Below are 25,823 nucleotides of genomic sequence, written 5' to 3' on the forward strand. Positions count from 1 at the left end.
GGAGGTTGTCCTGTTGTTCGAGTCGATCGTGGACCGGATCCGCCCCGCGTCGCTGGACATCCGACTGGACGAGGGTTTCTGCCGCGAGGTGGCCGACGTCTACGACCGCGCGCCGGCGTGGGCGCTGGACCGGCGGCTCGCTCGCAGCTACCGGGCGCTCCAGCGGGCGAGCGCCCGGCAGTTCGCCCTCGTGGCGGCGGCCGGCATCCGCGTCGAACCGTGGCGCGGCAGTGGCCTGCCGTACCGCGACTCGGCCGAGCTGCGCGGGTCGGTGCGCGCCACGCGGGTGCTGAAGCTGCACCTGACCGAGGACGGCCACGGCTCCGTGCCGGGGCCCGCGGACCACCCGATGCGCGAGCCGGCGGGCGTGGCGGCGGACGGCGTGCCGCTGTGCCACAACGACGTGTTCCGCGTGGTGCACGACGTGTTCGGGCACGTGGCGTTCGACCAGGGCTTCGGCCCGCGCGGCGAGTTCACCGCGACCTACCTGCACGCGCGGATGTACCCGGTGGCCGCGCGGCCGGCGCTGTTCACCGAGCAGATCGGGCAGGTCTGCTGGTTCTTCTTCGGCCCGCACCTGAGGGACGCCGCCGGCGTGCCGCGGTCGCCGGGCGACCGGGACTACGCGCCCCCCGGTGACCGGCCCTACCCCCAGCAGAAGGTGTTCGCGTTCGACCGGTCCTACGTGGACCGGTTCGGCGCGCTGTTCGCCACCGAGGAGACCCGATGAGCCAGGTCCACCCGGGCGCGCTGCCCGCGACCGTGCGGGACGACTTCCCGCTGCTGCGGGGTCCGGGCGCGCCGGTCTACCTCGACAACGCCGCCACCACCCAGAAGCCCCAGGCGGTGATCGACGCCATCGTGGACTACTACCGCACCGCGAACAGCAACGTCGGTCGCGGCCACCACCGGCTCGCGATGACCGCGACCGACCGCTACGAGGGCGCCAGGGCGGCGGTCGGCCGCTTCCTCGGCGCGCGGTTCGCGGAGGAGGTCGTCTTCACGGCCAACACCACCGACGCCACCAACCTCGTCGCCGACGTCGTCGGCAGGCGGGTCGTCGGTCGCGGTGACCGGGTGGTGGTCGGCGGCATGGAGCACAACAGCAACCTGCTGCCGTGGCGGCGGCTGTGCGACGAGGTCGGCGCCGAGCTGGTGGTGGCGCCCACCGGCGCGGACGGCCGGGTCGACCTGACCGCGTTCGCCGCGCTGATGGGGCCGGGGGTGCGCATCGTCGCCGTGGCCCACGTGTCCAACGTGCTCGGCACGGTCAACCCGGTGCGGGAGCTGGCCGCCCTGGCGCACGACCACGGCGCCCTGGTGCTGGTCGACGGCGCGCAGGCGGTGGCGCACCTGCCGGTGGACGTGCGCGAGCTGGACGCGGACTTCTACTGCTTCTCCGGGCACAAGGTGTACGGGCCGATGGGCGTCGGCGTGCTGTACGGCAAGCGGGACCTGCTGGCCGACCTGCCGCCGTACCGGGTGGGCGGCGGCACGGTCAAGGGCGTCAGCCACGTCGAGCCGGTCCGCTACGTCCCCGGCCCGGCGCGGTTCGAGGCGGGCACGCCGAACGTGGCGGGCGCGGTCGGGCTGGCCGCCGGGCTGGAGTACCTGGCGGGCCTCGGCGCGCCCGCCGTCCGCGCGCACGACGAGAGCCTGGTCGAGGCCGCGCTGGAGGCCGTCGCCGACCTGGACGGCGTGGCGGTGGTGGGCGACCCCGGCGCGACCCCGTGCGGCATCGTGTCGCTGACCGTGCGCGGCGTCCACCCCTACGACGTCGGCGGCCACCTGGACGCCCACGGCATCGCCGTGCGCTGCGGGGTGCACTGCGCGAGCACCTTCCTCGACAGCCTCGGCCTGGTCGGCACCGTGCGGCTGTCGTTCGCGGTCTACAACACCCCCGCCGAGATCGAGTACCTGCGGTCGGTGCTGAAGACCGCCCGGCCCGGCCCGTGGACCGCCGACCACCCCACCGAGCGCTTCCTCTGACCCTCACCGACCCCCGACAGCCCGGAGAGGCCCCATGACCGCGACGGAACTCGACCACCTCCGCTTCAAGGAGGGCCAGCGCCTCCACTGGGACGCCATCAGCGCCGGGTGGCTGGACGTGGCCGACACGTTCGAGCGCGGCGCCCGGGTGGTGACCGCGCGCCTGCTGGAGATCGGCGGTGTGGGACCGGGCAGCTCCGTCCTCGACGTCGGCACCGGCGTGGGCGAGCCCGCGCTCACCGCCGCCGCCGCGGTCGGCCCGACCGGCCGGGTGGTCGGCGTCGACCTGGCGCCCGCCATGGTCGACCTGGCCCGGCGGCGAGCCGGGGGCGCGGCCAACGTGGAGTTCCTGGTCGGCGACGTCGAGTCGCTGGACCTGCCGCGCGACAGCTTCGACGTGGCGCTCGGCCGGTGGAGCCTGATGTTCCTGCCCGACCCGGTCAGCGCCTTCCGCTCGATCGCCGCGGTGCTCAAGCCCGGCGGGGTGCTCGCCGCGTCGACCTGGGGCCCACCCGACACCGCGCCCATGGTCTCGCTCGGCTTCCGGGTGCTCGCGGGCCGGCTGGACCTGCCCGCGCCGAAGCCCTGGGAACCCGGCCCGTTCAGCATGTCCGACCCCGAGGTCGTGTCGGCGCACCTGGTCGCGGCGGGGTTCACCGACGTGTCGGTCGACGCGGTGGAGGTCCCGTTCGAGCTGGACTCGGCGGCGTCCTACGCCCGGTTCACCGAGGCCATCACCCCCGTGCGGATCCGGCGGACGGCCCGCGAACTGCTGGGCGACGACGAGCCCGCGCTGTGGGCCGACGTCGCCGCCGCGGCGGCCGAGCGCGCCCGGCCGGACGGCTCGATCCCGTTGCCCAGCACGGCCCTGTGCCTGCGGGCGACCGCCCCGATCGGATGAGCGGCCCGATGCGGTTCGACACGAAGCTGGTCCACGAGGGCCAGCGGACGCGGCCCGGCACCGGCGACGTGATCCCGCCGATCCACCTCTCGGTGCCCTTCGACCAGTTCGCCCAGGACCCGCCGCAGTACTACTACGCGCGAGGCGAGAGCCCGACCAGGGAGAACCTGGAGACGTGCCTGGCGGCGCTGGAGGACGTGCGGTTCGCGCTGGCGTTCTCCTCCGGCCAGGCAGCCGCGTCGGCCGTGCTGTCCCTGCTGGAGCCGGGCAGCCGGGTGGTCGCGTCGGACGACGTCTACGGCGGCACCTACGGGCTGTTCGAGCTGTGCCGTCAGCGCGGGGTGGACGTGCGGCAGGTCGACCTGTCCGACGCGGCCGCGGCGGCCGCGGCGCTGTCCGGCGACGTCGACCTGGTCTGGGTGGAGACGCCGACCAACCCGCTGATGAAGGTCGCGGACATCGCCGCGATCAGCGCCGCCGCCCACCGCGCCGGCGCGGTCGTCGTCGTGGACAACACCTTCGCCAGCCCGGCCCTCCAGCAGCCGCTCGCCGCCGGCGCCGACGTGAGCCTGCACAGCACCACCAAGTTCATCGCCGGGCACTCCGACGTGCTCGGCGGTGCGCTGGTGCTGGACGACCCGGCCCTGCACCAGCGGCTGGCCGGGCACCGGACGCTCGCCGGCGGCGTGCCCGGCGCGTTCGACTGCTACCTGGTGCACCGGGGGCTGAAGACGCTGTCGCTGCGGGTCGCGCGGCAGGTGGCCAACGCGTGGGCGGCGGTCGAGGCGTTGACCGCGTCGCCCTTCGTCGGCGCCGTGCACTACCCCGGGCTGCCCGACCACCCGCAGTTCGAGCTGGCCGCGGCGCAGATGTCGGCGCCCGGCTCGATGGTCGGCTTCGAGTACCTGGGCGACGTGCACGAGCTGCTGCGCCGCACGGACCTGTTCGCGGCGGCGGTGAGCCTGGGCGGTGTGCGGTCGCTGATCGAGTGCCCGGCCACGATGAGCCACCGGCCCGTGCCTCGGGAGGTCCGGCAGCGGGCCGGGGTGGTGGACAACCTCGTGCGGCTGTCGTTCGGCATCGAGGACCCGATCGACCTGGTGGAGGACCTGACCGCCGCGATGGCGGCGGCCTCGTACGCGGAGAGGAGCCGATCGCGATGACCCCCACGGTGTTGCTGGACGGCGGGCTGGCGACGGAGCTGCAGCGCGCCGGGCTGCCGGTGCGGCCCCCGTGGTGGACGACCAGAGCGTTGCTGACCGACGCCAACCGGACGGTGCTGCGCGACGTGCACGAGCGGTACCTGCGGTCGGGCGCGCGGGTGATCACCGCCGCGACGTTCCGCTGCAACGAGCGGGCGTTGCGCGCCAACGGGTTGGACGCGGCGGGCCTGGGCTGGATGGTGCACGCCGCGGTCGGCGTCGCGCAGGCCGCGCGCCACTCGGCGGAGGTCCCGGACGCCCTGGTCGGCGCGTCGGTGGCGCCGGTCGAGGACTGCTACCGGCCCGACCTGGTTCCGCCGGACGACGAGCTGCGCCGGGAACACCTGTGGCTGGCCACCGAGCTGGTGCGGGCCAGGGTGGACCTGGTGCTCATCGAGACGATGAACACCCTGCGCGAGGCCCGGATCGCCCTCGAAGCGGCCCGGTCGGTGGGCGCCCGCGCCTGGGTGAGCTTCGTGTGCGCGGGCGGCGCCAGGCTGCTCTCCGGCGAGGACCTGGGTGAGGCGGCGCGCGTGGTCGAGGGGGAGGGCGCGGAGGCCGTGCTGGTCAACTGCACGCCGTTCGCGGAGACCGAGCGCTGCCTGGCGGCGCTGCGGGCGCACTGCGCCGGCGCGATCGGCGCCTACCCGAACCTGGAACGGCGGGCCGGCGTGCGCGGGGACGACCCCGGCCCGCTGCCGACCGCCGTGGAACCCGAGGAGTTCGCGGCCACCGCGGACCGGTGGCGGACCGACTACCGGGTGGACGTGCTCGGGGGTTGCTGCGGCAGCACCCCGGCCCACGTCGACGCCCTGCGCGCGGCCCTCGCGTCACCCCTCGACGGGCGCGAAGTCCTCCACCCGCAAGGCGGGCACGGCGGTCCGGAACTCCCGGTCGCCCCACTCCCGGGCTAGCGCCGGCTCCGTGCGGCCGATGTCGGCGACGCGGGCCAGCAGCTCCACCGGGCTCACGTCGAACCGGAAGTCGGGCGCCGTGCCCACCACCTCGCCACCCTTCACCACCTGGACGCCGTCCCGCGTCACGCCGGTCAGCAGCAGCCGCGACGGGTCCACGTCCCGCAGGTACCACAGCGAGGTCACCAGCAGGCCGTGGTCGGCGCCCGCCACCAGGTCCTCCAGCGTCCGGTCGGTCGGCGGACCGGACAGCAGCAGGTTGCCGACCCTCGGGGTGTGCGGCACCCCGGCCGACCGCGCCGAGTGCCGGGTGGTGACCAGGTTGGCCAGCGACCCGTCGCTGATCCACTCGGTGCGCCGCAGCGGCGTGCCGTTGTCGAAGCAGGACGCCCCCGGCCCCGGCGCGCGCACGACCGCGAAGGGCAGGCAGCCGAGACCGGGCGCGGCGGGGTCGCTCGCCAGCGTCAGGGGCGCCTCGGTGAGCCGTTCCCCGAGGCGGGTGCCGCCGTCCGGTCCGCTGAAGACCGCGCCGCCGCTCAGCGCCTCCTGGAGGTCGGCGGCGAGGTGGAGGTGGACCACGAGGTCGGCCACGCACGACGGCGACAGGATGACGTCGTGCCGCCCTGGGGGCAGGTCGACGCGGCGCCGCGCGGATTCCAGCCGGGCGGCGATGTCGGCGTAGCCCGCGAGCAGGTCCGCCTCGGCCGGGTCGGCCAGGTCCACGCCCACCCGACCCGAGGCGGTGCGGTCGGCGTCGTGCGCGGTCAGGTCCAGCACACCGCCCGGTTGGGCGTGGTGCAGCCGCAGCCCGGACGACGACGCCAGGTACGTCGTGCGCACCTGGTGCTCGGCGTAGCCGGACACGGACTCGCCGCGGGCCCGCGCCCGGCCGAAGACCTCCGCCAGCTGCGCCACCACCCCGGCCAACGCGTCGGCGGACGTCTCCACCGGGGGCCGCGACCACTGCCGTTCCGCCGCGGGTGGCAGGGGCAGCGCGTCCGGCGCGGGCGCGGCCCGGCGCGCGGTGGCCCTCGCCTCGTCCACCGCCGCGCGCACCGCGTCCCGGTCCAGCGCGCCCTCACGGGAGACGACGCCGATCCCGGCCCCGGGCGCCGACGCGATCACGGTGAGGGTCCGGCTGCGCACGACGCCGTTGCCGATCACCGCGTTCCCCGCCCAGCGCAGGTGCGCGGTCGAGGTCTCGTCCACGATCGCGATCCGGTCGTCGGGCCCGGCCAGCGCCAGCTCGGCGATCTCCTGCGGCGTCGTCACGAGCCCGCCGCGTTCCGCACGCGCACGCCCTGGAAGACCGCCGTCGGGCAGCCGTGGCTCACCGCGGCCACCTGCACCGGCTGGCCCTTCCCGCAGAGGTCGGCGCCGAACACCCGGTAGGTCCCCTCGCCGCCGACCGCGGCCAGCGAGCCCCAGAACGCCAGGGTGTCCGACCGGTAGGCGACACCGCTCAGCTGACCGGCCAGCTCGCCGCGCCGCACGCGGTGCGCCTGCTGGGCGGTGAACTGGAAGTCGCACCGCCGCGCGTCGATCGACCAGCTGTCGGACCCCACGAGGTAGATGCCGTCGTCGACGGCCGAGATCAGCTCCTCGGTGGTGGGCCCGCCGGGAACGGGCGCGAGCGAGACGTTGGGCATCCGCGAGAACGCGGGCCGCAGCGCCGACTCGGCGAACGCGCAGCCCACCGAGCGCGTCGCGCCGACGGCGTGCGCCGTGCGGCGGTCGTGCTGCAAGCCGACCAGCACGCCGTCGCGGACGAGGTCCCACGACTGCGCGGCCACGCCCTGGTCGTCGTAGCCGACGGTGGCCAGGCCGTGCGGCGTGGTCCGGTCGGCGGCGACCGTCATCAGCGGCGTCCCGTAGCGCAGCTCGCCCACGTCGTCCGGGCGCACGAAGCTGGTGCCCGCGTAGGCGGCCTCGTGCCCGAGCACGCGGTCCAGCTCGGTGGCGTGCCCGACCGTCTCGTGCACGGTGTGCCACAGCTGCGACGGGTCGACCACCAGGTCGTACCTGCCGGGCCGCACCGGTCGCGCGTCCTGCTTGGCGCGCAGCAGACCCGGCACGGCGGCCAGCTCGGCGTCCCAGTCCCAGCCCTCGCCGAGCAGGTACTCCCACCCGCGCCCGGTGGGCGGCCCGACCGTGCGCAGCGTCGTCGCGCCGCCGGCCACCAGCACCTGCGGGTGCACGCGCACGCGTCGCTGCCTGGTGCGCGTGCCCGCCAGGTCGGCGTAGAACTTGTCCTCCCGCACGGCGACGAGCTTGGCGCGCACGTGCGCGACCCCCGGCGCGGCGAGCAGCCGCGCGCTCCACCTCGCCAGCAGGCCGGCCCGCTCGGCCTCGGGCACCGAGAACGGGTCGATCCGGCACCCCGACGACCAGTCGCCGTCGTGCACGGGCTCGGGGACGGGCTCGTCGGCCGGGCCGAGGGCCGAGCAGGACCTCGCCACGTCGACCGCCCGGCCGGCGGTGTCCCGCGCCGACCGCGTCGTCGGGTCGCCCGAAGCGGCGAAGCCCCAGGCGCCGTCGCACCACACCTCCACCGACAGGCCGGTGATCGCGGAGTCGTGCGCGGACCGGACGGAACCGTCGAACAGCGCCAGCTGCCCGGTCCGCACGCGGTCGAACCGGAACGACGCGTGCCGGGCGCCGAGCCGGCGGGCGCCGTCCAGCGCCGCCTCGGCGAGCTGGTCGGCGGTCGCCGCGCGGGATGAGCCGGGCACGTCGACCAAGCTAGGGGAGAACCGGGGGGAGGAGAATTCCTTGACACGAAAGGATTAAGCGGCGTGCGGGCCGGACCCGGCCACCCCGTGACCGCGGCCGCCGGGGGCGCCCCGGCGGCCGCGTCACCTGCCCGCTCACCACTTCCGACGACTCACAGGTTGCCCGCCAGCTCGTTGCCCGACGCGCTCGGGTCGTCGCTCAGGTAGAACTCCCGCACGGCGGTGGCGAACTCGTCCCGGCTCACCAGGCCGTCGTGGTCGCGGTCCATCCTGTCGAACGCCGCGCGGGACTCGCTCTCGGCCATGCCGCCCCGCGTCTGGGCCGCCGCCATCTCCTCGAAGCTGATCTGCCCGTCGTCGTCCCGGTCGGCGGCGTCGAAGGCGGCCAGGGAGAACGGCACGGCGACGTCGTCCACGAAACCGGGGTCCCGGGCCGCGGTGGACCACTCGTCCCGGCTGATCGTCGCGTCGACGTTCAGGTCGGTGTGCTGCTGGAGCCCGGTCCACATGTCCGAGGCCAGCTTGGCGAGCCTGGCCGCTTCGGCCGAACCGGCCTTGGCGCCCAGCGCCTCGCACCACTTGTCCGCGATCGCCTTGATGTCGCCCTGGTCGATCCGGCCGTCGTGGTCGGCGTCGATCAGCTCGAACACCTTGTCGTACTTGCGCTGCTTGAGGTCGGTGGTCATCTGTTGTCTCCTTCGCTCGGCACATCGCCGGTCCCGGCACGTCGCCGGTGGCGCCTTCGACCCGGGGACGGCGCGCGGCGCGGCCGTCCTCCGTCGCCCAGGGGACCGGACGTCCCGCGTGCCGCGGGAAGGGCGGCGGTCGGGTCAGGCGGGGTGGTTCGCGTGCTCGGGCTCCCGCAGCCGCTCCACGTGCTGCCGCAGCCCTTCCAGCGCGTCGGCCCAACCGGCCGCGTGGCTCTCGTGCGAGGCGCCCGCCCGCTTGTCCTCCGGGATGTCGAGGGCGTCGAAGCCGCTCTCCACCAGGTGGACCACGGTCCCGTCGCCGTGCGGCACCACGGTGAACTCCACGAGCGTGGCGTTGTCCTCGGTGGCCACCTCGCCCGGGTAGGCGCTGGCCCAGCGGTAGGCGAAGCGGTGCGGCGGGTCGACCACCTGGATCGTCGTCGGGAACCGGCCGTGCTCCCCGTGGTCGAGGTGCATGATCCCGCCGGGGCGCAGCTCGACCTCCGCCGGCGCGCCGGAGCCGAACCACCGGCCGACGTGCTCCGGCGCCGTCAGCGCCGTCCACACCCGCTCCACCGGTGCGGCGATGGTGACCTCGCGCTCGATCCGGTCCGAACCCATGACCTTCGTCCTTCCACTGGTGCGGCTCGCGCCGCTGGTCTTCACGGTGTGCCCACGGGGTGTGCGGCGGTGTCGGCGGTATGGGCGGTGGCTTCGGCGGTGTCGGCGGTGTCGGCGGTGGCTTCGGAGGTGGCTTCGGCGGCGGACCCGGTGCGCGCGACCACCTTGGTGATCCGACCGCGCACCAGCAGCTCGCCGAGTTCTTCGCTCCGGTCGGCGATCGCCTCGGCCTGGTCCGCGCCCAGGTACCGCGTCGCGATGCGCCTGGCCCAGGTCCGCACCTGCTCGCGCTCGTCCTCCACCCGCGCCTCGCCTTCGAGGAGGACGAACGCGAAGGGCGGCCGCTCGTCGTCCACGCACAGGGCGAAGCGCGGCCGGCTGCGCAGCGCCCGGCCCTTGACCGTGTCCGGGCCCGTGAAGAACAGCACCTCCGGGCCGTGCACCACGAACGAGACCGGCGCGACGTGCGGCCGGCCGTCGGCGCGGACGGTGGCCAGCTTGCCGGTGCGCGTCCCGTGGCCGACGAAGGCCCGCCACTCGGGCTCGGACATCTCGTGCATGGTCGCGCTCACGCCTCCCCGACCGACGCGGTGATCAGCAGGTACTCCACCCCCGTCCGCACCGCCTCGTCGTAGACGTCGAGGATGCGCGCCATGTGCTCGACCGTGGCCGCGCCGTACAGCCGGGACAGCTCGTCCGCGCTCCCCACCAGGGCCTGCCTGGTCAGCTCCGTGGTGCGCAGGGTGCTCGTGGTGATGTCGACGGTTTCCAGGACGTCGAACCCGGCCGCGCCGAGCAGCGCCATCAGCTCCGCCCGGGGCGGGGCGGTGATCAGCATCTGCTCGCGCAGGTCCCGCTGCTGCCGCTCGCTGAGCGGTCCGCACCGGGCCACGTCGGTGATCGCGAGCCGGGACCCCGGCCGGAGCACCCGGGCGACCTCGCGCAGCACGGCGGCGCGGTCCGGCATGTGCGGCATGCTCTCCAGCGCCCACGCGCCGTCGAAGCTGTCGTCGGGGAACGGCAGCGCGGCGGCGTCGGCCAGCTCGAAGGCGACCCGGTCCTGCAGGCCCTCCCGGCGGGCGGCGTCGGTGGCCGAGGCGACCTGGCCCGGCGCGATCGTCACCCCGACGACGCCGGCCCCGGTCTCCCGCGCGAACCGCAGGGCCGGGTGGCCCACGCCGCACCCCACGTCCAGCAGGCGGCGGCCCGGTGCGAGCGGCACCCGCTCGATCATCAGGTCGGTCAGCCGCTCCTGGGCCCGGTCCTTGTCGCTGTCGTCGAACGGACCGGTCCAGTAGCCGAAGTGGAGGTTGGGACCCCAGATCCGCTCGACCAGTGCGGTGGTCCGCTCGTACATCCGCGCTACCGCGGCCTCCGGCGCGCTGGTGTCGGTCATCCCGGGCTCCAGGGGAAGCGGTGGTCACGAGAACTCCCACAAGCTATCAGTTTCTCAACCGACCGGGCCCGGACTTCCGCCTGCTCTGGCGGGTGAAGGACGCACTTCACCCGTCAGGGGGACAGGTGTTGTCGGTTCACCCGTCCGGCTACAAGCGACATCGGCGACCGGAAGGTGGACGATGTCGTAGTTAAATGTCCTTCGAGGACTGTTCGACTGTCCGACTGCTCGACGCCGTGAGCGCCCCGCTCGGCCGGCGACCAGAGCACGTTCCCCGCGTGCGCCAACCGGAAGGGGTCGGGTCGGTGTCCAGCCCAACCAGCCAGCAGGTCGACGAGGTCGGCGGGATCTACGACGAGATGAGCGACCTGGTCGGGGTCTTCCACGGCAACATCCACCTCGGCTACTGGACCGGCGACGACGACCGGACGCCGCTGCGCGACGCGCTGGAGCGGTTGACCGACCTGGTCGCCGACACGCTGGCGCTCTCACCCGGGCAGCACCTGGTGGACGTCGGCTGCGGCGTCGGCGAGCCCGCGATCCGGATCGCGAAGCGGTTCGGCGTGCGGATCACCGGGATCACCAACAGCGCCTGGCACGCGGCGGAGACCACGCGCCGCGCCGTCGCCGCCGGCGTCGCCGACCTGGTGACCGCGCGGCGGGCCGACGCCGGGGCGCTGCCGTTCCCGGACTCCGCCTTCGACGCCCTGCTGGCCCTGGACTCCCTGCCCAACGCGGTGGACCGGGCGCAGTGGCTGGGGGAGATGAGCCGGGTGCTCCGCCCCGGCGGCCGGTTCGCGGTCACCGACTACCCCGTCGAGCGGGCGTTGACCCCGGCGGACCGGGAGGCGATCGCGACGCACGCGATCCTCGACCCGCTCACCGCCGCCGCGCTGTGCGACCTCGTCACCGGAGCCGGCCTCGTGGTCGAGCGGCGGTGGGACTGGGGCGCGCGGGCCTGCCGCACCTACGACGAGGTGGCCGCGCTGTTCCGGACCCGACAGTCGGCCCTGGCCGACGCCTACGGCGCCGAGCGCGTGCGGGCGTTCGAGCGCAGCCTGGCCCCGGTGTTCGACGTGTGCCGGAACAAGCTCGGCTACGTGCTGGTGACCGGGCGCCGGCCCGGCTGACCCGAGAGGCACCTGATGACCACCGACTACGTCCCCAGCAGCGCCGAGGTCGTCGCGTTCTACGACAACGCCCTGCCGCTGATCACCCACCTGGCCGGCGACAACGTCCACTACGGGTACTGGCACTCCCGCGAGGACACCAGCACCCTGCACCAGGCCATGGACAACCTGACCGACGTGATGATCGAGCGGCTGGGCGTCACCGCCGGGCAGCGGGTGCTCGACGTCGGGTGCGGGCTCGGCGCGCCCGCCCTGCGGCTGGCCCGGACGACCGGCGCGGAGGTCGTGGGCATCTCCACGAGCGCGGCGATGGTCCGGGAGGCCAACGACCGCGCACGGGCCGCGGGCCTCGGCGGGCAGGTGCGGTTCGAGGTCGCCGACGCCGCGGACCTGCCCTTCGAGGACGCGTCGTTCGACGCCGCCTGGGCCATCGAGTCCCTGGTGCACATGGCGGACCGGCCGCGGGTGTTCGGGCAGGTGGGTCGGGTGCTGCGGTCCGGTGGGCGGTTGACCCTGACTGACTTCTACGAGCGGACCCCGTTCACCGGCGAGCGGCTGGAGATGATCGAGCAGTACCGCAAGGCCGCCCTGAACACCCCGTTCCACCGGCTGGAGGAGTACCCCCCGATGCTCCGGGACGCCGGTCTGCACCTGGTCGAGTACCTCGACATCAGCGAGCGGACGGACCGGCACTACCCCATGCTCCTGGAACGGCTGCGCGCCCACCGCGACGACCTGACCGCCGCCTACGGCGCCGAGACGATCGCCGCCCTGGACTCGGTGTTCAGCAACTGCGCCCGCACCGGCGAACCGCACTACATGCTGATGACCGCCCACCGGAGCTGACTGGCACCCGCCTGGCCGCCCGGACCGGGAGACGGGGAGTCGTGCTCGCCGCCTACGCCGCCACCCGCACACCGTGGGTCCCTATGGGCCCGCACTTCGGCTGGAACTTCACCCCTGGCGGGCATCGGCTGACGGTCGTGTCCCTGTGGTCGGCACACCTCCGCGACCACCTCGTCCCGCGCCGCCGGCTCGACCAGCTGCTGTTCGCCGATCTCCGCTCCTCCTACGGCCGGTGAGCCGCGCGCCGGAGCCGGGCGCGCCGATCCGCTACCGGTCCGTCCCGGCGCGGGACGTGGTGTCGGGGTGGGACAGCAGGTCTCGCGCTTCGGAGTGACCCCGGCCGGTCTCCGCGTCGAGGCGGTGCGCTTCGGTGGCGTGGGCGATGGCGGCGGCGTGGTCGCCGTGGTCCAGGGCGGCGGTGGCCAGTCGGGTGAGCGCCAGCGCTTCGAGGGGGCGGAGGTCCCCGGCGCGCGCCAGGTCCAGCGCGGCGCGGGCGTGGGCCGTGGCCTCGTCCGGGTCGCCCTGGTCGCGGAACGCGGCGGACAGGCCCAGCAGCGCGTTGACCCGGCCGCGGAGGTAGCGGGACCGGTGGGTGTCGGCGAGGGAGCGCCGGTGCAGCGCGACGGCGAGGTCGGGCCGGCCCGCGAGGCGGTGCGCCTCACCGGTGGTGTTGCGCGTGTCGACCTCGGTCGAGTGGTCGCCCTCGGCCAGCGCGGCGGCCTGGGTGAGCAGGTCGTGCGCGAGCCGGTGCTCGCCGTGCAGGAGGGCGATGCGGGCGCGCAGTTCGTGGCAGCGGGCCAGTTCGTGGTCGACGGCGGCCCGCCGGCTGTGGGACGCGGCGCGGTCGGCCAGCTCCAGCGCCCCGACCAGGTCGCCGGTGTGCAGCCGCGTCTCGGCGAGGAGCAGCAGGGCGATGCCGTTGCCCCGGTCGTCGCCGAACCCCTGCCGCGCCAATGCCCGGGTGAGGTGGTCGGCGGCCTCGGCGGGCCGGCCGAGCGCGAGCGCCGTCGAGCCGAGGTTGACCTCGATCATGCCCTCGTGCACCGGGCAGTCGGGTTGGCCGGCGATCGCGCGGGCCCGGGTCAGGTGCTCGAACGCCGTCCGCAGCGGGCCGGTGTAGTAGTGCAGGACGCCGAGGTTGGTCAGCCCGACCGCCTGGCCGTGCCGCCACCCGTCGGCGGTGGCGGCGTCGAGGGACGCGGTGAAGTGCTCGACCGCGGCGGCGTAGTCGCCCCTGGTCAGGCTGAGGGCGCCCGCGCTGTTGCGCATCGCGGAGGCCGGTCGCGGGCCGGTCGCGGTGGGTGTCGCGGCCTCCAGCACGGCGGCCCAGTGCGCGGTGTTGCCGCGCAGGAAGAAGCCCTTCAACGCGTCGGCCAGGAGCCAGGCGGCCCACCGGGGCCCGCTGTCGGCGGCCAGGCGCACCACCGCGGCGACGTTGGCCGCCTCGGCGGCGAGCCACGCCCCGGCGGTCGCGGCGCCGTCGAACGCCAGCGGTTCCCGCCGCTCCCACCCGGGCTCGGGACGCGGCAGCGCGGCCCGGCCGGGGTCGAGCGCGTCGGCGGCCCGTTCGGCCGTGTCGACGTACCAGCCGAGCAGCCGGTCGAGCGGGGCGCGCCCCTCGTCGCGCGCCCGTTCGGCGGCGTAGCGGCGGAGCAGTTCGTGCAACGCGTGCCGTCCGGGGACGGGTTCCTCGACCAGGTGGGCCGCGACCAGCGCGCGCAGACCGCGCTCGGCGTCGGCGACGTCGACCCCTGCGAGCGCCGCCACCGCGGCCGGTGTCGCGTCGGGGCCGGGAACCAGGCCCAGCAGGCGGAACAACCGCTGCTCGGCAGCGGTCCGGGCGGCGTAGGACAGGTCGAGCGCGGCCCGGACGGCCGTCTCCGGATCTCCCTGCAGCTCCAGGCCGGTGAGGAGGTCGCCGGTCCGCAACGCCGCGACGTAGTCGCCGACGGTCCGGTCGGGTCGCGCCAGCAGGTGCGCCGCCGCGATGCGCAGCGCGAGCGGCAGCCCGCCGCACAACGCGACCAGCTCGCGGGCCGACGGCCGCTCCGCGCCGACCCGATCCGCGCCGACCATCCGGTCGAGCAGCGCCAGACCCGCCTCCGGGGTCAGCACGTCGACCCGCAGCTGCCGGGCGCCTTCCCGGGCGACCAGGCCGTCCAGCCGGTTGCGGCTGGTGACCACGACCGCGCAACCGGGCGTGCCGGGCAGCAGCGGCCGGACCTGCGCGACGTCCTCGGCGTCGTCGAGGACGACCAGCACCCGGCGGTCGGCCAGCGCCGACCGGTACGCCGCGGCCGCCTCGTCCACCCCGGTCGGGCGGTTGGTCTGGTCGACCGCCAGCGCGTGCAGCAGCTGGTCGAGCGCCTGCCGGGCGGACAGCGGCGGGCCGGCGGCGTGCGCGCGCAGGCCGACGAACAGCTGCCCGTCCGGGAAGCGGGACCGCAGCCGGTGCGCCCAGTGCAGCGCCAACGCGCTCTTGCCCACCCCGGCCGTGCCCGTGAGGACGAACAGGGCCGCGTCGGCGTCGTCCATCGTGCGCAGGACGTCATCGCGGCCGACGAACCCGTGCGGCGCGGTGGGGAGTTGGGCGGGCGTCACGCGGCGCGGCGCCGGCCGGTCCTCACCGGTCCCGCCGAGCGCCACGAGGTGCGCCCGGCGCAGTTCCGCGCCCGGCAGGACGCCCAGCTCCCGGTCCAGGACGCCGCGGACCCGGTCGAACAGGGTCAGCGCCTCCCCGGTGCGGCCCGCGCGGTGCAGCGCCGTCACCATCGTCGCCTGGACGTCCTCGCGGAACGGGTGCCCCTCGACCACGTCCCGCAGCGCGGCCACCGCCTCGTGCGGCCGGTCGAGGTCGAGCAGGGCCCGCGCCAGGGTCTCGCGGCCGGTGAGCAGGCGGTCGGCGAGCCCGGCCCGGACGGCGTCGACGTCGTCGCCGACGAGGCCGGGGAACGGGTCGCCGCGCCACAGCGACAACGCCTCGGACAGCGTCCGCGCCGCCCGCTCCGGCTCGCCGCCCGCCAGCTCGCCGCACCCCGCCGCCACCCGGTCCTCGAACCGCAGGTGCGCCACCCGGTCGCGGTCGGCGGTGATGCGGTAGCCGTTGTCGTCGTTGTCGATCCGCGGCCGTGCCGAGCCCGGGCCGCCGTCGTCGGCGTCGAGCGACCGGCGCAGCTGCCAGACGTAGGTCTTGAGGTTCCCGGCGGCCGAGCGCGGTGGGTGGTCGCCCCACAGCGCCGCGGCCAGGCGGTCGACGCTCACCGGCTCACCGGCGTGCAGCAGGAGGCACGCCAGCACCAGCCGTGGCTTCCGCGCGACCGGCGGCGTCCTGATCCCGTCGGCGGTCACCACGCCGACGTCGCCGAACACCTCCAGGTGCATCCCCACCCCTGGGACAACGTAGCGCAGCGGTCCAGCCGCGACTGGACCGCTGCTGGACCGCCCGGCGGCACGCTCCCGGTGGTCGTCCCGCGGAGGGGTGGGGACGACCCCGAGTCCCGACTCACGAGGAGTGCGAATGGGGAAGTTCAAGACCGCGCTGATCGCCGCCTGCCTGGGCGTGATGGCGCTGCCGGCGGGAGCGGGACCGGCCGCCGCCGCGCCCGCCGGCCTCGGCGCGACGCAGGCGGACGGGCACTGCCTGCTGGAGGTGCCCGCCTGGAACACCGGCTACCTGCTGGGGATGGACTGCTCGTCGTGGGCGCGGGCGGAGTGGAACTCCGACGGCTCCCGCCCGGAGTACTTCGCGGTCGCGGCCAACCGGACCGTGTGGCACGCCTGGCCGGGCAGCGGCGGGTGGCGCCAGGTGCCGGGCAACAAGTCCGCCGACGACATCATCAACGGCACCGTCGGGGGCAAGCGGGCCTGGTGGTGGTCGGGCGGCGCGCGGCACGTGTCGATCTGGGTGACCGGCGGCACGGGCTACTGGTGCACCAGCGACCTCGGCAGCGGCTGGACCGGTGTGTGGCGCGACTGCTGACGGTCACGCCGCCCGCTCACGCCGGGTGAGTGCCGGGCCCCGCTCAGGGTAGGACCGGGCGGGGCCCGGCGGTCGCGCCTACTCGGCGTGGTGCGCGCGACCGAGCGACCTCGCGGGCGCGGCCCGCAGTGCGCGGATCTTCCTGCGGACGCGCCAGAGCGCGAGGACGATCCCCAGGAACAGCGCCAGGGCGGCCAGGGCGGTCCAGGGCACGGCCCACAGGGACGCTTCGGCGGTCGCGGGTTCCACCGCGCCGCCGAGGGACTGGGTCGCCGACGTGACCGGCTCGGCCGTGACCCGGACGTCGAGCGGTCCGAGCGGCCACACGTCGGTGAGGGTCCGGGTCAGCGTCACGGCGTTGCCCGGCAGCAGTTCCGGCAGCACCTCGTCGGTGGTCGAGCGCTCGCCGAGCCCGAACGGGCCGCTCAGGCTCACCGACGGCAGCAGCGACAGGCGCAGGTTGCCCTCGTTGACCAGGGTGAAGGTGACGTCGGCCTCGCCGGTCCCCGCGGGGTTCGGCGTGCCGCGGTAGGACGGTGTCACCGAGTCGATCCGCACGCCCGCCTCGATCGGGCCGGCGACCCGGGCGTAGAGCCTGGCGCCCACTCGGCGCTCCACCTCGACCTGGGCGTCGGCGCCGGTGGTCAGGGCGGCGACGAGCCCGCCCACGTGGTCGCCGGGCTCGGCGTCGGCGGGGACCGTGACGCTGAACGGCACGACGACGGTGTCGCGGGCGGGGACGACGACCCGCGGTGCGGAGAGGGCGACCCAGTTGCCGACCACCGCGGACGTCTCGTCGCGGGCGAGCAGGTCGAACCCGCCGGTGCCGGTGTTGACCGCGTCGCCCGCGTAGAGGTCCAGCGTCAGCTCGCCCTCCCCGAGGTTGCGCACGGCGAGGTGGTCGTCGTACCGCATCCCGGGTTCCACGACGTAGTCGAACCGGGCCCGGCCGTCCGGACCGGCGGCCGAGGCCGGGGTCACCGACCAGGTCTGCCGGTCGGTTCCCGGCTCGGCGGGCTGCGCCACCGCGGGCTGCGCCGGCAGCAGTGCGGCGACCGCCAGGACGGCTCCGACGCGTCGAGCCGCGGCCAACAGGGTTCTCACGAGCGCTCCAGCACGGGGAATGGGTGGTGCGGGTCCGCGACTGAGAGCGGACCCGCACCGGGGGTGGACTAGATGGCGGTGAGGATGAGCAGCGCCCGGTAGGCGCCCGGCGCCAGGTCGGCGGGGGCCTCCAGGCTCAGCCCGGCGCCGAGCTGGGCCGTGCCGCGACCGGCGCCGGCCGCCGCGGTGCCCAGCTGCGACCAGGTGGCCAGGCCGTTGCCGGCGGTGAAGCCGGAGGCGACCTGCGGACCCGCGGTCACGGTCTGGTTGGCCGAGGTCGACAGCACGGTGGGCGTCCAGCCCAGGTGCTTGCCGCCGAGCTGCTGCCCGTCGACCGTGGTGAAGGCCCGCACCCGGCCGGAGGCGTTCCAGCCGGGGTTGTCGGCGCGGGTGTCGGTGACCGTGATCGGCTTGAGCGCGCCGGCGGCGGTGTAGCGGTCGGCGGCCGGGTTGAGCGTGAGCGCGCCCAGGTCCACCTCGCGGTTCTCCGGCGCGACGCTGATGGCCAGCACGCCCTCCTGCGCGCTCAGCGTCGTGGTGATGGTCGGGCCGTTGACCGGGTCGTTGCCGTGGTCGTCCACGTCGATGACGACCGGCGCGGACTCGGCGACCACCTTGTGGTCGTGGTCGTACAGCACGACCTTGACCTCGCGGTTGTCGTCGGCGGTGCGCACGACGAAGCCGTACTTGCCGCTGAGGGCGCCCGGCACGACCGACCACTCGGCCTCACCCGCGGCGCGGGTGAACCAGTGGTAGTGCTCCTCGCCGGTCGGCGGGGTCTGCACGGCGGTCAGGGCCGCCACGCCGCCCGCGTGGTAGTGCGCGCCCAAGCCGGTGATGGTGAGCTGCGTGGCCGGTGCGCCGGGGTCCGGCGTCGGTTCCTGCGGCAGCTCCTCGCCGACGAAGAACGTGTAGGTGGTGGGCGGCAACCGGGTGGCGGCGCCGCCGGGCGGCGTCACCGAGGCCCGCACGGTGACGCGGTACTCGCCCTGCTCGGTGAAGCCCCAGTTGACGTGCTCGTGGTCGGCCGCGCTGGTGAACGACTTCGGGCCGCCCTCGGCGGAGGCCAGGAAGACGTTCGGGCCGTCCTCGGTGTTCTGCCAGAGCGCGAACGCGCCGGGACCCTCGACGGAGTCGAGGTCGTAGGTCACGGAGGTGCCCTGGGCGACGGCCGAGCTGTAGCCGAAGCCGCCGAACACCTGACCGGCCTGGGACGTCTGGGGCAGCAGGTAGTAGGTGCCGCCCTGCGGCTTCCAGCCGGGCAGGCCGGCGACGGTCGCGCTGACCGTGCGCGAGGCGACCGACGGCTTGGCCTGGACGACGAGGTCGGCGGGCGCGACGTTGCCGGCGGCGGTGTGCGCCACCAGGGCGTGGGCCGAGTCCACCACGTCGATGTAGAACACGTCGACGTGGCCCTCGGACACGACCTGCCCGTCGGTGGCGGCGTGGGCTGTTCCGGTCAGGGAGCCCAAGGCGAGCCCCAGGGCGGTGACCGAGGCCAGGGTGGCGGTGTACCGCCTCGCCCGGCGTCCGGTCCTGCGGTCCTGCACTGCGTTCACAGTTCTTCCTCGGTTCTGGCCGGGCGGGGGTGCCCGGCGCGGTGGGGTGGCGTCCTCGGACGCCGGAGGGGACGTGCTCCTTCCTCGCGGGGTGGTTCAGGGACGTCGACGGGCCGCGGCCAGGGTGGCCAGGCTGGTCAGGAGCAGGCCGAGGGGGATCAGCAGCGCGGCGGCGACGGCCAGGCCGAGCAGGTGCTCGCCGCCCAGGCCGGTGCTCGCCAGGCCGGGCGCGCCGAGCGCGCACTCCTGCCCACCCGCCGTGCGGCCGACCGTCTCCACGACCTCGGGCGCGGTTCGCGCCGTGTCCGGGTCGCCCGGGCCGACGTGGAAGGCCAGGGTGCTCTTCGCCGACAGCGGTCGGCCGTCCACCGTGCCGTTGAAGGAGAAGGTCGCCGAGTACGCCCCGGGCGCCGTGAAGGCCCACACGGCGTGGACGTGGACGCCGGAGCGGCCGACCGGGACGGTGGTGGAGCGGGGGAAGCCCTCGGCGGTGCCGAAGTGGCGGGCGCCGACGCCGCCGAACGGGTCCTGGCCGTACACGGCGAGCCTGCCGGGTCCTTCCAGGCCCTCCAAGGTCATGGTGACGTCCCCGGTGACCGCGGCCGGCACGGACGGGTGCTGGGTGTTCCACCCGATCCACGGCACGCCGGGGGACTGGGTCAGCGGGATCGTCCACACCGGACCGGAACCGAGGAAGTCGTAGCCCGAGCCCGTCGGCGGGGTGGTGCGCGCCGCGTCGGTCAGGTGGAACACGTACCCGGAGGGGTCGCGCCACGCCGGTGTCCCGTCGCGGTCGTCCTTGACACGTGCGACGAACGCGCCGTCCTCGACCACCGGTCCGTAGTCGAAGTGCCCGTCGGAGACGACTTCCGCCGCTCCGGCTTCGGCGGTTCGGGTGACTGCGGTCGGGACGCACGGCGCGGTGGTGCTGCTCGGAGGTGGCGGGGTCTCGGGGACGGTCGTCGTTGGTGGCGCGGTGGTGGGCGCCGAGGTCGTCGGAGCCGTCGACGTGGTCGGCGGGGCAGGGGGAGCAACGCGCAGGGTGACGGACCGGGCGGAGGCCGCGACGCCGCCTTCGGGGTCCAGCAGGTCGAAACCGAGTTCGGCGCCGTCCAGGTCGGCGGTGGCCGCGAGGCTCAGGGCGTCACCGGTTCCGCGCGGCGTGGCGGTCGCGCCCTTTTTGGTCCACCACGCCACGGTGTGGTCCGGGCGCGGCGGGGTGACCAGCGCGGTGGCGGTGATGGTCTCCCCTGCGGAGTAGCGGTCGCGCGCACCGACCACGGCGACGCCGGGCGGTGCTCTCGGGTCGGCCACGGCAGGTGACCACGAGGGCGCGACCAGGTCCCCGACCTCCGGCACGAACCGCGCGGTGTAGGCGAGGGCGGTGCGATCGGGGACGTCCAGCACGGCCTGGCCGCCGTCGAGCGCGGCGTGGCCCACGACCTCGTCGCGATCGGGGTGGTGGCCGTGGAACTCGACCCACCCGGTGGGGACGCCGCCGTGCAGGTGGGCGGGTCCGCCGGTCACCCGGCCCGTGAGCCGCGGTCCGTCGGCGGTGTCCGCCACGTCGAGCGACGTCGTGGTCGGCGTGGTCGTGCGCGGGCCGACCACGACGACGTAGCGCGCGGGGGCCGATGTCAGCGGTGCGCCCGACGAGGCGGTGGCCGAGGCGGTGAACTCCAGCTCGTAGACGCCCGGTGCGGTGAACGCCCAGTTGGCGTGCGCGTGCGTCGGCACCGCGACGCGCGACGTCCGCAGGCCGGGGTCGTGCGAGCTCCAGACCCGGTCGGGCCCGTCGACGCCGGTGAGGTAGACCTCGACCCGGCCGGGCCCGCGCGCCTCGCGGAGGGTGATGTCGACCGCGTCGCCGGCGAGCGCGCCGCGCGGCACGGACTCGGTGTTCCAGCCGGCCCACAGGACCCCCGGCTGGAACGCCTGCGGCACCACGTGGACCGGTGCGCCGGCCGGGACGCCGAGGAAGTCGTAGGCCGGAGCGCTCGGCGCGGGCCGCAGCGCGGCGTCGGTGACGTTCACGGTGGTGCGCGCGGTGTCGAACCGGGTGGCCACGCGGTCCACATCGGACTGACCGCCGACTGCCAGGGTTTCCGCTTCGAGGAACACCGACACCAGGTCGACGTGCCCCGTCGCGAGCAGCTGCCGCTGTGGTGGCCCGGGAGCCGGTCCTTGTTCGGCCGCCGCCGTCGCGGGCGTCGCGCCGGAGACGGCGGTGGTGAGCAGGAGGGCGGTCGTGGCGCGCGCGAACTTGACCGCGAGGGTGGCGCCTGCGTGGGACTTCACTGGGCGGGACCGCATGTCTCCCTCTCGTGGGACCGGATGCCGTCACGCTAATCTAAATGATAATCCTTTTCAACAACTTGCCGTGCGTGACCGGGTCGTCACGCTTCCGCTTGCGGTGCAGGGACTTCGGGTCCGCCGGCGGTCAGGGCTGCACGGTGAAGCTGTAGCTCCTCTGGCCAGTGGTGACCGCGCCGCCGGCCGCCTTGGTCGTGGTGGCCTCGAAGACGGCGGCGACCAGCGCGGTCGGCGGGCCGACCGTGTCGGTGGTGAAGACGCTGAAGTCGCCGGGCGCGCCGCGGACCTGGCGCCCAGCAGGACCGCGTTCCCACACTCGCACACGGTTATCGTTTTCAGAACGGCCGGACGGCGTATTGAAAACGGTTGTCGTTCGTATTAGGTTCGCCGTGCCCCCGCCGATCGGGCGACGGGTGTCTGGAGGTTCGAGAACACATGCGAGTGCGTGCGCCCTCGCGGGCCGCCGCGACCTTGTGCGCGGTCCTGCTCACCGTGACCGCGTGCACCTCGGCGGGGGAGCGGGGCGACGGCGACGGCCTGTCCGTGGTCGCCACCACCGAAATCCTCGCCGACCTGGCGCGCAACGTCGGGGGAGGGCGCGTCCGGGTCGACTCGCTGGTGCCGCCCGGCGGTGACCCGCACTCCTACGAGCCCACGCCCGCCGACGCGAAGAAGGTCGCGGCGGCGGACGTGACGTTCACCAACCACCTGCTGCTGGAGGAGCAGCGCCTGATCAAGGCGGTCGACGCCAACGCGCGCGAGGGGACGCCGAACGTCTCGCTGGCCGAGGCGTCGGAGACCTACGGCGCGCACGTGATCCCGTTGGTGGAGGACGTCGGGCTCGACGTGCTGTGGCTCGGGCTGCGCGTGCGCGGCGACGGCGCGCAGCGCGGCGCCACCCGCACCTCCGAGGTGCGGCTGACCGCGACCGCGGTGGAGGGCCCGGGGGAGCTGGTGGCCTACCTCACCGAGTCCCTGGGCAAACCGGTGGTGTACTTCGACTCCGGCGACGGCCTGTCCGATGTGGACTCCACCACCCTGCCGCCCGCCGCGCACACCCACCTCAACTGGGCGTTCACCGAACCGGGCGCCTACCGGCTGACCCTGCGCGCGTCCCTGCTCAACGACGGCGCCGCCGAGGCGCCGCTGGGGGAGAGCACCTTCACGTTCGCGGTGGGCGTCGACCCGACCGGCATCGCGGGCACCGTGCTGGGCGAGGGGCACACCGACCTGACCGTCGACCTGGACACCGGCGAGCTGTACACGTTCAACGACCGCGCCGGCGGCACCACGCAGCAGGTCGTGCCCGCCTCGGACGCCGTCATCGAGGTGCCGAACAAGGCCATCACGACGGTGCCCGACGACGCCCGGTTCGCGTTCCTGGGCAGCGGCGGCGCGTCGGTGCACCAGCTGCCGCAGGCGGTGCTGGGCAAGCACGTGCACGGCGAGATCGACCCGCACCTGTGGCAGGACGTGCGCAACGGCCGCGCCTACGCCGAGCTGATCCGGGACACGCTGCGCGCCGCCGACCCCGGCGGCGCGGCGGACTACGACCGCAACACCCGCGACTACCTGGCCCGGCTCGACGAACTGGACGCGCGGGTCCGCGAGACCGTGGCGGCCGTGCCCCGGCACCGCCGCCACCTGGTCACCACGCACGACGGGTTCGGCTACTTCGCCAACGCCTACGAGATGACCGTGGCCGGCTTCGTGGTGCCCAACCCCGCGCAGGAACCCAGCGTCGAGGACGTCCGCAAGCTGACCGAGACCATCCGCAACCTGGAGGTGCCCGCGGTCTTCATGGAACCCAACCTCGCCCAACGCGGCTCGGTGCTCACCCAGGTCGCCCGCGACCAGGGCGTCCAGGTGTGCCTGCTGTACGGGGACTCCTTCGACGAGCGCACCCGCAGCTACGCCGACATGATGCGCCACAACGCGGAGGAGGTCGCCCGGTGCCTCGCCTGATCCGAGCCGTGCTCGTGGCCGCCGCGGCGCTCCTGCTCGTCCAACCGGCCGCGCACGCCGAACCGCCGGTCGTCATCGCGGACGGCCACGTCGACCTCGGCCCGCGCCTGGTCGACGGCGCGTGGACCCTCCAGCTCCGCGACGACACCGGTGCCGGGCCGGTGTGGCGCGAGCCCGCCGACGTGGTGCTCCAGGTGGCGGACGCGGCCAGGACCACCGTTCCCGACGATCCCGCGTACGCGTTCCTCGGCACGCCCGGCGCCGACGTGTGGGTGCTGCCCCAGGTCCAGGACCAGGAGGTGGTGTGGCCGGGGTGGAACACCCAGGACCCCAGCATCGCCGACGTCTCCGGCCGCGAGGTGGACTGGCGGCTGCACGACGTGCGCGGGCCCGGCCGCTTCGAGCTGTTCCTCACCGGCGCCTTCGGCGCCCCGGAGACGATCTTCAGCAGCGAGCGGCCCTACCCGCAGGAGACCGGTGTCGAGGCGGGCACCCACGTGCACGGCAACTGGGTGTTCACCGCGCCCGGCGCCTACTCGCTGGACGTGGAGATGGCCACCGCCGAGGGTCGCGGCGACCGCGCGACGCTGCGGGTGCACGTCGGGCCGGGCGACCCGGCCGCGGCGTTCGCCATGACCGGGCAGAGCGCCCCGCCCGTGGACACGACCGGGCAGAACGTCCCGCCGCCCGGCACGGCGGGGGCACGACCCGCCGGGAACCCGCCCTGGGCGTGGATCGCGGTGGGCGGCGTGCTCGCGGCGGGGCTCGTGGCGGCGCTCGTCGCCCGTTCCCGCCGGACCGCGAGGAGGACCGGTGGCTGAGCCCGTGCTGGACATCACCGGAGTGACCGTGCACCTCGGTGGCCGGGAAGTCCTGTCCGCTGTGGACTTCCGACTCCGGGAGGGCGAGTTGGTCGGCCTGATCGGCCCCAACGGCGCGGGCAAGACGACCCTGCTGCGCACCGCGCTCGGCCTCGTCCCGATCCACCGGGGCTCGGTCGTCGTCGGCGGTCGCGCGCCGCGCCAGGCGCAGGGGTCGCTGGGCTACGTGCCGCAGCGCCACGAGTTCGCCTGGGACTTCCCCATCACGGTCGAGGGCGCGACGGCCACCGGCCGCACCCACCTGACCGGCCTGCTGCGCCGCCGCACGGCCCGCGACCGGGAGGCCGTGGCCGAGGCCCTGGACCGCGTCGGCATGGCGGACCTGCGGACCCGGCCGGTCGGCGAGCTGTCCGGCGGCCAGCGGCAACGCGTCCTGGTCGCCCGCGCGCTGGCCCTGCGACCGCGGGTGCTGCTGCTGGACGAGCCGTTCACCGGCATCGACGCGCCCACCCAGGAGCTGCTGAGCACGTTGCTGGCCGAACTGCGCGACGAGGGTGTGGCCGTGCTGATGACCACCCACGACCTCGCCGCCGCGACCGCGCTGTGCAGCCGGCTGTGCCTGCTCAACCGCGCGGTCGTCGCCGACGGCGAACCCGTCGCGCTGGCCGACACCGACATCTGGCTGCGCACCTTCGGCCTGGACCGGGCCGGGCAGCTGCTCAAGGCGTCGGGGGTGACCGGGTGACCGCGTTCTTCGAGGCGCTGGCCGCGCCGTGGGAGTACGACTTCTGGCGCCGGGCGCTGCTGGTGGCGCTGATGTCGGGGGTGGTGTGCGGCGTGATCGGCAGCCACGTGGTGCTGCGCGGGATGGCGTTCATCGGTGACGCGGTCGCGCACGCGGTCTTCCCGGGCATCGCGATCGCCTTCGTGCTCGGCGCGAACCTCGTGCTCGGCGGCGCGGTCGCGGGCGTGGTCACCGCGCTGCTGATCGCGGTGTTCACCCAGAACCGCAGGCTCAAGGAGGACTCGGTCATCGGGATCTTCTTCGCCGGCTCCTTCGGCCTGGGCATCGTCATCCTCAGCACCGCGCCCGGCTACGGCGGGTCGCTGGAGTCGTTCCTGTTCGGCTCGATCCTGGGCATCAGCGACACCGACGTGGTCTCGGTCGCGGTGATCGGGGCGGCGGTGCTGCTGTGCACGGCGCTGTTCAACAGCCGCTTCGTGGCCGCCACCCTGGACCGCGAGCAGGCCCGCGCGGTCGGCCTGCCGGTGTTCTGGCTGGACGTCGTGCTGCACGTGATGGTGACCCTGGCGATCGTCATCTCGTTGCAGGCCGTGGGCAACGTCCTGGTGCTGGCCCTGCTGGTCACGCCCGCGGCGGCGGCCCGCCTGCTCACCGACCGCCTCGGCGCGATGATGCTGCTGGCCCCGCTGATCGGCGCGGGCGGCAGCGTGCTCGGCCTGTACCTGTCCTACGCGCTCGACCTGGCGGCCGGCGGTCTGATCGTGCTCACCCTCACCGCGATCTTCCTGCTGTGCTGGTTCTTCGCGCCGCGCCACGGCCTGCTCACCCGGAACCGCCGGACCGCCGTTCCCGTTCCCGTCCTCGCCCTCACCGAGGAGAACCCGTGACCACCCCGACCCGCGCACGAGCCGTGCTCG

Annotated in this window: 24 protein-coding genes; 13 read left to right on the forward strand and 11 right to left on the reverse strand. The window is 75.0% G+C overall.

The window, feature by feature from the left end; all coding sequences use genetic code 11:
- Positions 1-13 precede the first annotated feature (13 nt).
- The 5 genes from AB0F89_RS22745 to AB0F89_RS22765 are packed head-to-tail and all read left to right on the forward strand — an operon-like array spanning position 14 to position 5,006.
- The gene (locus tag AB0F89_RS22745; RefSeq protein ID WP_367127566.1) at positions 14-730 is read left to right on the forward strand and encodes a crotonobetainyl-CoA--carnitine CoA-transferase; all 717 of its coding nucleotides are present in this window, start codon (positions 14-16) and stop codon (positions 728-730) included.
- Complete coding sequence (locus AB0F89_RS22750; protein WP_367127567.1) at positions 727-1,989, forward strand: aminotransferase class V-fold PLP-dependent enzyme; 1,263 nt, start codon at positions 727-729, stop codon at positions 1,987-1,989. Before AB0F89_RS22745 ends, AB0F89_RS22750 begins: the two co-directional genes overlap by 4 nt.
- A 34-nt stretch (positions 1,990-2,023) precedes the next feature.
- A complete protein-coding gene (locus tag AB0F89_RS22755) occupies positions 2,024-2,890 on the forward strand; it encodes a class I SAM-dependent methyltransferase (RefSeq protein ID WP_367127568.1) in 867 nt (288 codons plus the stop codon).
- A gap of 8 nt (positions 2,891-2,898) precedes the next feature.
- Positions 2,899-4,053 (forward strand): PLP-dependent aspartate aminotransferase family protein, encoded by a 1,155-nt coding sequence (locus tag AB0F89_RS22760; protein WP_367127569.1) that lies wholly within the window; start codon positions 2,899-2,901, stop codon positions 4,051-4,053.
- The gene (locus AB0F89_RS22765) at positions 4,050-5,006 is read left to right on the forward strand and encodes a homocysteine S-methyltransferase family protein (protein ID WP_367127570.1); all 957 of its coding nucleotides are present in this window, start codon (positions 4,050-4,052) and stop codon (positions 5,004-5,006) included. Before AB0F89_RS22760 ends, AB0F89_RS22765 begins: the two co-directional genes overlap by 4 nt.
- Here the strand turns inward: AB0F89_RS22765 and AB0F89_RS22770 are convergent.
- The 6 genes from AB0F89_RS22770 to AB0F89_RS22795 form a co-directional block, all read right to left on the reverse strand.
- Complete coding sequence (locus AB0F89_RS22770) at positions 4,923-6,278, reverse strand: metallopeptidase TldD-related protein (protein WP_367127571.1); 1,356 nt, start codon at positions 6,276-6,278, stop codon at positions 4,923-4,925. The two genes, AB0F89_RS22765 and AB0F89_RS22770, sit on opposite strands and share 84 nt — an antisense overlap.
- Positions 6,275-7,738 carry a TldD/PmbA family protein gene (locus tag AB0F89_RS22775; RefSeq protein WP_367127572.1) on the reverse strand — a complete coding sequence of 488 codons (1,464 nt, stop codon included), beginning with the start codon at positions 7,736-7,738 and terminating at the stop codon, positions 6,275-6,277. Before AB0F89_RS22775 ends, AB0F89_RS22770 begins: the two co-directional genes overlap by 4 nt.
- A gap of 152 nt (positions 7,739-7,890) precedes the next feature.
- Positions 7,891-8,424: an EF-hand domain-containing protein gene (locus tag AB0F89_RS22780; RefSeq protein WP_367127573.1), complete on the reverse strand. Its 534-nt coding sequence runs from the start codon at positions 8,422-8,424 to the stop codon at positions 7,891-7,893.
- Between the two features lie 144 nt (positions 8,425-8,568).
- Positions 8,569-9,048, reverse strand: a complete 480-nt coding sequence (locus tag AB0F89_RS22785; RefSeq protein WP_367127574.1) for an SRPBCC family protein — start codon at positions 9,046-9,048, stop codon at positions 8,569-8,571.
- A gap of 41 nt (positions 9,049-9,089) precedes the next feature.
- Positions 9,090-9,620 (reverse strand): PPOX class F420-dependent oxidoreductase, encoded by a 531-nt coding sequence (locus tag AB0F89_RS22790; protein ID WP_367127575.1) that lies wholly within the window; start codon positions 9,618-9,620, stop codon positions 9,090-9,092.
- On the reverse strand, positions 9,617-10,444 hold the full coding sequence (locus AB0F89_RS22795; protein WP_367127576.1) for a methyltransferase domain-containing protein: 828 nt from the start codon (positions 10,442-10,444) through the stop codon (positions 9,617-9,619). Before AB0F89_RS22795 ends, AB0F89_RS22790 begins: the two co-directional genes overlap by 4 nt.
- A 305-nt stretch (positions 10,445-10,749) precedes the next feature.
- Between AB0F89_RS22795 and AB0F89_RS22800 the strand changes: the two genes are divergently transcribed.
- The 3 genes from AB0F89_RS22800 (at position 10,750) to AB0F89_RS22810 (ending at position 12,656) form a co-directional block, all read left to right on the forward strand.
- Positions 10,750-11,574, forward strand: coding sequence for a cyclopropane-fatty-acyl-phospholipid synthase family protein (locus AB0F89_RS22800; RefSeq protein WP_367127577.1), 825 nt, complete (start codon positions 10,750-10,752; stop codon positions 11,572-11,574).
- 15 nt (positions 11,575-11,589) lie between these two features.
- Positions 11,590-12,420 (forward strand): cyclopropane-fatty-acyl-phospholipid synthase family protein, encoded by an 831-nt coding sequence (locus tag AB0F89_RS22805; protein ID WP_367127578.1) that lies wholly within the window; start codon positions 11,590-11,592, stop codon positions 12,418-12,420.
- 83 nt (positions 12,421-12,503) lie between these two features.
- Positions 12,504-12,656, forward strand: coding sequence for a hypothetical protein (locus AB0F89_RS22810; RefSeq protein ID WP_367127579.1), 153 nt, complete (start codon positions 12,504-12,506; stop codon positions 12,654-12,656).
- Positions 12,657-12,687: 31 nt separating this feature from the next.
- Here the strand turns inward: AB0F89_RS22810 and AB0F89_RS22815 are convergent, their stop codons facing one another.
- Positions 12,688-15,801 (reverse strand): BTAD domain-containing putative transcriptional regulator, encoded by a 3,114-nt coding sequence (locus AB0F89_RS22815; RefSeq protein WP_367127580.1) that lies wholly within the window; start codon positions 15,799-15,801, stop codon positions 12,688-12,690.
- A gap of 136 nt (positions 15,802-15,937) precedes the next feature.
- Here AB0F89_RS22815 and AB0F89_RS22820 point away from each other — a divergent pair, with 136 nt between their 5' ends.
- Entirely contained in the window at positions 15,938-16,399 is a 462-nt protein-coding gene (locus AB0F89_RS22820; RefSeq protein WP_367127581.1) for a hypothetical protein, read from the forward strand.
- A gap of 78 nt (positions 16,400-16,477) precedes the next feature.
- On the opposite strand, the gene AB0F89_RS22825 is transcribed toward AB0F89_RS22820, so the two are convergent.
- From AB0F89_RS22825 to AB0F89_RS22840, 4 genes are all read right to left on the reverse strand, one after another.
- Positions 16,478-17,503, reverse strand: coding sequence for a DUF916 domain-containing protein (locus AB0F89_RS22825; RefSeq protein WP_367127582.1), 1,026 nt, complete (start codon positions 17,501-17,503; stop codon positions 16,478-16,480).
- 68 nt (positions 17,504-17,571) lie between these two features.
- Positions 17,572-19,062, reverse strand: a complete 1,491-nt coding sequence (locus tag AB0F89_RS22830) for a choice-of-anchor M domain-containing protein (RefSeq protein ID WP_367127583.1) — start codon at positions 19,060-19,062, stop codon at positions 17,572-17,574.
- A gap of 96 nt (positions 19,063-19,158) precedes the next feature.
- Positions 19,159-21,360 (reverse strand): TIGR03773 family transporter-associated surface protein, encoded by a 2,202-nt coding sequence (locus tag AB0F89_RS22835; RefSeq protein ID WP_367127584.1) that lies wholly within the window; start codon positions 21,358-21,360, stop codon positions 19,159-19,161.
- A gap of 142 nt (positions 21,361-21,502) precedes the next feature.
- A complete protein-coding gene (locus tag AB0F89_RS22840) occupies positions 21,503-21,697 on the reverse strand; it encodes a hypothetical protein (protein WP_367127585.1) in 195 nt (64 codons plus the stop codon).
- Between the two features lie 113 nt (positions 21,698-21,810).
- Between AB0F89_RS22840 and AB0F89_RS22845 the strand changes: the two genes are divergently transcribed.
- The 4 genes from AB0F89_RS22845 to AB0F89_RS22860 are packed head-to-tail and all read left to right on the forward strand — an operon-like array spanning position 21,811 to position 25,793.
- Positions 21,811-23,340, forward strand: coding sequence for an anchored repeat ABC transporter, substrate-binding protein (locus AB0F89_RS22845; protein WP_367127586.1), 1,530 nt, complete (start codon positions 21,811-21,813; stop codon positions 23,338-23,340).
- On the forward strand, positions 23,328-24,161 hold the full coding sequence (locus AB0F89_RS22850; protein WP_367127587.1) for a choice-of-anchor M domain-containing protein: 834 nt from the start codon (positions 23,328-23,330) through the stop codon (positions 24,159-24,161). Before AB0F89_RS22845 ends, AB0F89_RS22850 begins: the two co-directional genes overlap by 13 nt.
- Positions 24,154-24,906, forward strand: a complete 753-nt coding sequence (locus AB0F89_RS22855; RefSeq protein ID WP_367127589.1) for an anchored repeat-type ABC transporter ATP-binding subunit — start codon at positions 24,154-24,156, stop codon at positions 24,904-24,906. Before AB0F89_RS22850 ends, AB0F89_RS22855 begins: the two co-directional genes overlap by 8 nt.
- Complete coding sequence (locus AB0F89_RS22860) at positions 24,903-25,793, forward strand: anchored repeat-type ABC transporter permease subunit (protein WP_367127590.1); 891 nt, start codon at positions 24,903-24,905, stop codon at positions 25,791-25,793. Before AB0F89_RS22855 ends, AB0F89_RS22860 begins: the two co-directional genes overlap by 4 nt.
- The last annotated feature ends 30 nt before the right edge of the window (positions 25,794-25,823 follow it).

Origin of the sequence: Saccharothrix sp. HUAS TT1 (genome assembly GCF_040744945.1) — a bacterium.
GTDB lineage: Bacteria > Actinomycetota > Actinomycetes > Mycobacteriales > Pseudonocardiaceae > Actinosynnema.

What these genes read in the sequence shown, in the direction of transcription:
- AB0F89_RS22750 (WP_367127567.1), top strand. Translation starts at nt 727, where the DNA reads ATGAGCCAGGTCCACCCGGGCGCGCTGCCCGCGACCGTGCGGGACGAC.
- AB0F89_RS22755 (WP_367127568.1), top strand. Translation starts at nt 2,024, where the DNA reads ATGACCGCGACGGAACTCGACCACCTCCGCTTCAAGGAGGGCCAGCGC.
- AB0F89_RS22760 (WP_367127569.1), top strand. Translation starts at nt 2,899, where the DNA reads ATGCGGTTCGACACGAAGCTGGTCCACGAGGGCCAGCGGACGCGGCCC.
- AB0F89_RS22765 (WP_367127570.1), top strand. Translation starts at nt 4,050, where the DNA reads ATGACCCCCACGGTGTTGCTGGACGGCGGGCTGGCGACGGAGCTGCAG.
- AB0F89_RS22780 (WP_367127573.1), bottom strand. Translation starts at nt 8,424, where the DNA reads ATGACCACCGACCTCAAGCAGCGCAAGTACGACAAGGTGTTCGAGCTG.
- AB0F89_RS22785 (WP_367127574.1), bottom strand. Translation starts at nt 9,048, where the DNA reads ATGGGTTCGGACCGGATCGAGCGCGAGGTCACCATCGCCGCACCGGTG.
- AB0F89_RS22795 (WP_367127576.1), bottom strand. Translation starts at nt 10,444, where the DNA reads ATGACCGACACCAGCGCGCCGGAGGCCGCGGTAGCGCGGATGTACGAG.
- AB0F89_RS22805 (WP_367127578.1), top strand. Translation starts at nt 11,590, where the DNA reads ATGACCACCGACTACGTCCCCAGCAGCGCCGAGGTCGTCGCGTTCTAC.
- AB0F89_RS22810 (WP_367127579.1), top strand. Translation starts at nt 12,504, where the DNA reads ATGGGCCCGCACTTCGGCTGGAACTTCACCCCTGGCGGGCATCGGCTG.
- AB0F89_RS22815 (WP_367127580.1), bottom strand. Translation starts at nt 15,801, where the DNA reads ATGCACCTGGAGGTGTTCGGCGACGTCGGCGTGGTGACCGCCGACGGG.
- AB0F89_RS22820 (WP_367127581.1), top strand. Translation starts at nt 15,938, where the DNA reads ATGGGGAAGTTCAAGACCGCGCTGATCGCCGCCTGCCTGGGCGTGATG.
- AB0F89_RS22845 (WP_367127586.1), top strand. Translation starts at nt 21,811, where the DNA reads ATGCGAGTGCGTGCGCCCTCGCGGGCCGCCGCGACCTTGTGCGCGGTC.